This is a genomic window from Stenotrophomonas sp. STEN029 (assembly GCF_056760015.1).
Genome location: NZ_JBRREC010000143.1, coordinates 1 through 7211, shown reverse-complemented (window position 1 = coordinate 7211; position 7211 = coordinate 1). Strand labels below are relative to the sequence as shown.

The following is a 7211-nucleotide window of genomic DNA, read 5'->3' as shown; positions in this document are numbered from 1 at the left end:
CCCGCGGCCCCCCCCCCCCCCCCCCCGGGTGCTGGTTGCCTTGCGGGGGCTGCTCCCCGGCGCCCCGGGCCGCCCCCCCCCCGCGGCGCCCGGCGCCCCCCCCCCCCCCCCCCCCCCCCCCCGCCCCCCCCACTACGCTTGGCTCCCTCCCTTTGCCGCAGGCAAGGGGAGGGTTGGGGAGGGGTTGGCTTTTAGCTGGCTGATGCACTGTCAGCGTCGCGGCTTATGCCGCTCCCACAAGCGGATTTTTACCGGTAAAGCCCATGCCGAGCATGGCTCGGCACTACGGTGGGGGCGGCGAAGGCTTCTTGAGCCCCTCTCCCGCGTGAGGGAGAGGGGTTGGGGTGAGGGCAGCTGTTCGCTGGTAAAGCCACTGCCGAGCATGGCTCGGCACTACGGGTGCGTGGCACTAGGTCAGCAGGCGGCCGCCGTCCAGGCGCAGGGTCTGGCCGGTGATGTAGCCGGCGTCGTCCAGCAGCCAGCGTACCGCCGAGGCGATCTCGTGCGGGGTGCCGAGGCGGTCCAGCGGGGTGCGCTCCATCAGCTTCTGCTTGGCCGCCTCGCTCTTGCCCTGTTCGGGCCAGAGGATGGCACCGGGGGCAATGGCATTCACGCGTACGTGCGGGGCCAGTTCCAGTGCCAGCGAGCGGGTCACCATCTCCAGCGCGGCCTTGGCCGAGCTGTAGGCCGGGTGCTCGCGCAGCGGCTGGGTGGCGTGCAGGTCGGTCAGGTTGACGATGGCACCACGTTGCTTGATCAGGTGCGGCGCGGCGGCCTGTGCAAGGAAGAACGGTGCACGCGTATTCACCGCGAACAATTCATCCCATTGCTCCGGCTGTACCTGCCCGAACGGGGTAGGGAAGAAGTTGGAGGCGTTGTTGACCAGTGCATCCAGCCGGCCGAAGTGGCTGACCGCCTGTTCGACCAGGTCGGGCAGGGCGGCCACGTCGCGCAGATCAGCCTCCAGCGCCAATACACTGCCGGCGCGCTCGCTCTCCAGGTCGAAGGCCAGTGACTGCAGCTCCTCGCTGGACTGGTGCGCATGCAGGGCGATGCGGTAGCCATGGGCATGCAGGTGACGGGCAATGCCGGCGCCGATACGGCGCGCGCTGCCGGTGACCAGGGCCACCCGTTGGGATTCTGTCATCTGGGATTTCCTTACTCAGCTATCCTGTGCATTGTCCTCGCAAACCGCCGCATCATGCATCCCGACCTGCCAACCCCCGATTCAGACGCGCTCGCCCACAGCGAGCAGCTGGCCGCGCACCTGCGTGCGGACATCCTCGCCCAAGGTGGTGCGGTGCCGTTCTCGCGCTTCATGGAGCTGGCACTGTATGCGCCGGGTTGGGGCTATTACAGCGCCGGGGCCAGCAAATTTGGTGCGGCCGGTGACTTCGTCACCTCGCCGGAAATCGGGTCATTGTTTGCCGCCACCACTGCCAATGCGCTTGCACCGGTGCTGAAGCAGCTCGGCCCGCAGGCACGCATGCTGGAACTGGGCGGCGGCAGCGGCGCGTTTGCCGAAATCATGCTCAAGCGCCTGCTGGAACTGGATGCGCTGCCCGAGCGCTATGCCATCCTCGAGCCCAGTGCCGACCTGCGCGAGCGTCAGCGCGAGCGTCTGGAACGCGCACTGATTCCGCCGGTGTTTGCGTTGGTGGAGTGGCTGGACCGGCCGTTCGATGACGATTGGGACGGCGTGCTGTTCGCCAACGAAGTGATCGACGCGCTGCCGACGCCGCGCTTCCTCGCCGACGAAGGCGAGATCTATGAAGAGACTGTCGAGCTCGACGGCGAAGGCCGCTTCGTGCGCGGCGCGCAACCGGCCGACCAGCTGATGCTGGGCGCGGTGCGGCATGTGGAACGCTATCTGGAGCGTCCGTTCGCGCACGGTTACCGCTCCGAGGTGTTGCCGCAGCTGCCGTACTGGATCCAGGCCGTGGCCGGTGGCATGCAGCGTGGTGCGATGCTGTTCGTCGACTACGGCTATTCGCGCAGCGAGTTCTACCAGCACGATCGCAACGACGGCACGATGCGCGCGTTTTACCGTCACCGCGTGCACAACGACGTGTTCCTGTGGCCGGGCCTGCAGGACATCACCGCATCGGTGGATTTCACCGCGCTGGCTGAAGCCGGTACCAATGCCGGTTTTGAGCTGGCCGGCTACAGCAACCAGGCCAACTTCCTGCTCGGCAACGGCATCACCGATCTGCTGCTGCAAGCCGAAGAACGCACCGATGAAGTCGGCCAGCTGCGCCTGCGCGATCAGCTAAAGCGACTGACCTTGCCGACTGAAATGGGCGAGCGCTTCCAGGTGATGGGCTTCAGCCGCGACGTCGACATGTCGGCGGCCTTCCTGCTCGGTGACCTGACGTGGCGGCTGTAAGCACGACGCTGAAGCCGCTGCGTCGGCAGGGGTTCTGGTTGGGCCTGTGGTGTGCGGCGGTGTTGACCGTCATCGTGGTGTGCCTGGTTCCGCCGCCAGAACTGAACCTGCCGCAGAACAGTGACAAGGTCGAGCACCTGCTGGCCTACTTCATCCTGTCTGCCAGTGCGGTGCAGCTGTTCGGCAGCCGCCGCGCGCTGTGCTGGGTGGCCGCAGGTTTGGTTGCGATGGGCGTGGGCATCGAGTGGGCGCAAGGCGCACTGACTGCTACGCGCATGGCCGATCCAATGGATGCGTTGGCCAATGCCAGCGGTGTACTGATCGGCATGCTGACGGTGCTGACGCCGCTGCGGGATGTGCTGTTGAGGCTGCAAGGGCGTTGAGCCGTTAGTGGGCCGCCGGGCTGCGCCGCAACCTGTTCTGGTTGCGGCTGCAACTTAATTCTTTAGATAAATCAGCTATTTCCGCCCTTATGGCACTTCCGCAGGCGGCCCTTGGGCTGCTACGTTTGCGCCATCACAGGCGCTGCCAAGTCGCCGGTGATTTTGCAAAGTCGGTGCGGTGCGGGACGTGGGTGGAGAGGACTCACGTACCGCACCGCGCCTTCCCGGTGATCTCTCCCCGGGCCTTACTGCTTCGGCTGCAGACGCACCTGGTCCAGTACCCACATCTGCGGACGGGTATCGCCGCTGAAGGTCATGCACAGGTCGGTGATCTGCCCGGCACCGGCTTGCAACGGCGCCTCCAGTTCAATGAAGCCATTCTTGCCCGGCTGCTGCGGCAGCGGCACGGTGGCCAGCACGCGGCCCTCGCAGCCGGCGCGCACTTCAAACTCGCCGTACTGGCTCACCGGCTTGCGGAAGCCGCGTTTGGCTTCCTCGGGGCGCAGCAGGCCGAAGTTGTAGGGAATGCGACCGGCGCGCACCTTGAGCGAGGCGATGTCCTGCAATTGCGCGTCTTCCCACAACCAGCACGGGTTGAAGATGGTGACGTCGAAGTTGTCACGCTCACCGTGCAGCGGGTTGTCATCGACCAGACGCAGCAGCAGGCGGCCGCCCTGCGGGCATTGCGCCAGGGTCTTGTCGGTGCGGGTCAGCAGCGACTGCGCATCGAAGTTCCATTGGCTGGGCTTGTCGGCCACCGGCTTGCCGTTGAAGAAGGTCAACGCGGTCAGCACGGTCGGCACCGGCAAGGTCAGCGCGCCGGGATAGGCCGGTGACTGCGCGGTCGGCGTGCTGCCGTCGGTGGTGTAACGGATGTCTCGGTAGCTGAGCGGGTTGGAAAGCTCGACCGTCACCTTCTCAGCTGCACGATCGTCCTGACGCTTCATTGCCACCGACAACGCGGTCTGGCCGTAATCAATACCCAATGCCTTGTAGCGCTGCAACTGCGCCGGCAGGCGTGCAAGGAAGTCGTCGTAGCTCTTGTTCTGCAGCGGCGTCCAGGCGATCTCGGACAGCGCCGCCAGGCGTGGGAACACGTTGTGCTTGAGGTCCTTGCCGTTGCGGGTGTGCTCGGTCCACATGTTGGCCTGCACGCCGATCACGTGCTTGCGCTGCGCCGGGGTCAGCTCGGCCGGCACCGGGTCGAACGCGTAGACGCGCTGCATCGAGGTGAACTTGGGACGGCCGGTGGGTTCTTCCGGCAGATTGGTCTGCAGGAAATCCAGGTACAAGGTATTGCCCGGCGTCATCACCACGTCGTGGCCGTGGGTGGCCGCCTCGATGCCGCCTTCGATGCCGCGCCAGGACATCACCGTGGCCTGCGGCGGCAAGCCGCCTTCGATGATTTCGTCCCAGCCGATCAGCTTGCGGTCGTGGTCTTCCAGGTACTTTTCCAGCCGCTTGAGCATGTGCGATTGCAGTGCTTCTTCGTCCTTCAGGCCCAGCTCGCGGATATAGGCCTGCACCTGCGGCGAATCCTGCCACTGGTACTTCACCGCCTCGTCGCCGCCGATGTGGATGTACTGGCCGGGGAACATCTCCAGCACTTCGGCGAGGATGTTTTCCAGGAACTGCAGGGTTTCCTCGCGTGGGTTGAACAGGTAGGGGTTCACGCCCCAATTGGCCGACGGTTGGGTCGGACCATCGACCACGCCGTGTTCCGGATAGGCGGCAACCGCGGCCTGGGCGTGGCCCGGCACGTCGATCTCGGGCACAACCGTGATGTGGCGTGCGGCGGCATAGGCCACCACGTCGCGGATCTGTTCCTGCGTGTAGTAGCCGCAGTACAGATGCGGCTTGCCATCGGGTCCGATGCCGGCTTCGCCCGCAGCCGCGCGACAGCTGCCCACTTCAGTCAGTTTCGGGTAGCGCTTGATTTCCATGCGCCAGCCCTGGTCATCGGTGAGGTGCCAGTGGAAGGTGTTGAGTTTGTGCGTGGCCATCGCATCGAGGATCAGCTTGATGTCGTCGATGCTCTGGAAGTGTCGCGCCGAGTCGAGCATGAAGCCGCGCCAGCTGAAGCGCGGCGCATCCTCTACCTGCATTGCCGGCAGGGTGATGCTGTTTGCGGGTGTGCCGGAAAGCAGCTGCCATAGCGACATGGCGCCATAGAAAAGACCACGCGCATCACCGGCTTCGACCAGCACACCATCATTGTTGATGCGCAACGAATAGCTTTCCGGCGAAGCGGCATTGGCGGCAGGTTTGTTGATGCGGAACTGGATTGCGCCCTTGGCCTGGCCACTGCTGCTGGTCCTGAGCTGCAGCGGCGTGGTGCGCGCCAGCAGCAGGGTGAACTGGTTGGCGACTTCGCTGGCAGCGTCTGCAGCGATGACACGGGTCGATGCATCAACGTAGAAGCGACCATTGCCCGGCTGTACCGATACCGGACGCGGAATGATGCTGGCGCCTGTGACTTCCACCGGCTGTTGCCACGACGCGGGCGCGGTTGTGGTGGCAGCAAGCGCATGGCCACTGGGCGCGACCATTGCGAGCAGCAGCGCGGCGTACAGTGCACGGGTGGGAAGTCGGTGTCCGGTCATCGTGAATCCTCTTCGAAATGTCGGCTGGCGTGCAGCCGCACGTTGGTGCGTTCGCGGTTGAAGTTACGGTTGCTGCAATCCATGGGGGGAGGAAGGCAAGACGGAGCCGACCTGCAGCAGTGCAGGTGATGGCAAGGAGGCAGCACTGCTGCGCTTCGGGATCATCGCATCAAGGGCGAAGCCGTTCAGCACCCCCTCGATGTCGGCGGCCACCACGATGTTGCCATCGGTAGCGAGGTTGCCGGCGATGCCCCATTGAAAGCCATGCCCGGCCGGCATCGTGCGCCGCGCCAGCAGGCGACCATCGCGGCGATCGAGCAGGCCGATGCCGGCGCTGTGTTCAAGGAAATACGGCTTGCCCGCCGCCATGCCGACAATCAGGTGATCGCCCAGCTGCAGTGGCGTTCCCCAACTCCATCCGCCCACATCGGTGCGCCATTGCACGTGTCCGTTGCGGATATCGATCGCACTGATCTTGCGTAGATCGGAAGAACCGATATACAGCGTGTCGCCATCGAAGGCGGGTTCCGACTCTATCCACGACGTCCAGAACTGGCTGCGCCAACGCGGGTGACCATCGGCCGCATCGAGCGCGTACAGCACGCCACTGCGATCGTTGGCGAACACGCGGCCGGCGTGCACCATCGGCGCTGCTCCGGGTCGGGACTTCATGCGGTACTGCCAGATTGGGCTGCCGTCGCGCAGCGCCAATGCCTGCAGGGCACCTGTTTCGCTGACGAGGAACAGGTGTCTGCCATCGCTGGCGGGGCTGTGCAGGATGCGGCCGGGCAACTGCATCTTCCAGCGCATGGCACCGTCTTTTGCATCCAGTGCCTGCACGGTGCCATCGGCGCCGCCTATGTAGAGCTGTCCGTCGATGAGCAGTGGACGCGGCGCCTGCCATTCCCAGGCGGCGAGTTGAGGATGCGGTGGTTCGCGGCTGGTCTGGCTGCCCTGGATGGCGGATCGCCATTGTTCGCGCCCGTTATGGCGGTCGAGGCGATGCAGGTAGCCGCCATCGCTGCTCACGAATACCGCATCGGCGGTCACCAATGCGCTGGCATACACCGGATAGCCGGTCGTTGCGGTCCACAGCACCGCACCGTCGTCCAGCCTGACTGCAGATACCGCGCCGCTGGTCGTGCCGATATAGGCGATGCCTTCATGGGTTACCGGGGAGGCGAATATCTGTCCGCCTAGGCGGGTGCTCCAGCGCGGGCCCGGCAAGGTTTCCGTGTCGGTGGCGGGATGCGTTGCAGCGGGGAGCTGTTCGCGGCTGGCGCGGCGCAGGCTGACCTGCTCGCCGTCGCCAAGCATGCTGCCAACAAGGCGGTTGCCTGTTTGATGTAGACGCATGTGCACTGCGCCCTGCGCCAGCACCTTGTTGTCGAAGTCGGCCTTGTCGGGCAGCGGCAGGCGTTGCAGGTGGGCCACAGGCAGGTCGAGTTGCATGTCGTAGCGGCCGTCGGCGTCAGCCTGCAGCTGCAATCCCATCACGACCTTCTCGCGTACGCTGCCTATCTCACCAAGCCAGTAGCCGGACAGATCGGTTGTCTGTGCCTGTGCGAGGCCGCTGATTGCCAACAGGCAGACGGGCAGCATTCGCTTCCAGGCGTGTTGCTGGCGCCGTACAGGAGCACTGTTGCAGAAGGAAACATGCATCGGGGTGGCCCGGCCAGGGTCGTGGAGAGGTGAATGCGGAGGAAGGGGCGGGCCCGGCGGACCGGGCCCGCGGTTAGGCAGCAGCCGGGGGTGGCGGGCGTATTAATCCACACGGCGTGACGCCATGGAGCGCCGGCCGGTGGGGTACAGGCCCTTGGTGGGGGGCGTGCGGCCCAA

5 protein-coding genes are annotated in these 7211 nt (G+C 65.4%); 2 read left to right on the top strand and 3 right to left on the bottom strand.

Going from position 1 to position 7211, the window contains the following annotated elements; translation table 11 throughout:
* Positions 1–409: 409 nt before the first annotated feature.
* Entirely contained in the window at positions 410–1147 is a 738-nt protein-coding gene (locus ACVOLI_RS19880) for a pteridine reductase (protein WP_303747474.1), read from the bottom strand.
* A 54-nt stretch (positions 1148–1201) separates the two neighbouring features.
* Between ACVOLI_RS19880 and ACVOLI_RS19875 the strand changes: the two genes are divergently transcribed.
* Positions 1202–2386, top strand: a complete 1185-nt coding sequence (locus tag ACVOLI_RS19875) for a class I SAM-dependent methyltransferase (protein ID WP_481615700.1) — start codon at positions 1202–1204, stop codon at positions 2384–2386.
* Positions 2374–2769: a VanZ family protein gene (locus tag ACVOLI_RS19870; RefSeq protein ID WP_481615699.1), complete on the top strand. Its 396-nt coding sequence runs from the start codon at positions 2374–2376 to the stop codon at positions 2767–2769. The genes ACVOLI_RS19875 and ACVOLI_RS19870 overlap by 13 nt, the downstream gene beginning before the upstream one ends.
* Positions 2770–3014: 245 nt before the next feature.
* Here the strand turns inward: ACVOLI_RS19870 and ACVOLI_RS19865 are convergent, their stop codons facing one another.
* Together ACVOLI_RS19865 and ACVOLI_RS19860 are read right to left on the bottom strand one after the other, a co-directional pair.
* Positions 3015–5372 (bottom strand): beta-N-acetylhexosaminidase, encoded by a 2358-nt coding sequence (locus tag ACVOLI_RS19865; protein WP_481615698.1) that lies wholly within the window; start codon positions 5370–5372, stop codon positions 3015–3017.
* A gap of 63 nt (positions 5373–5435) precedes the next feature.
* Entirely contained in the window at positions 5436–6974 is a 1539-nt protein-coding gene (locus ACVOLI_RS19860) for an outer membrane protein assembly factor BamB family protein (protein WP_481615697.1), read from the bottom strand.
* Between the last annotated feature and the right edge of the window lie 237 nt (positions 6975–7211).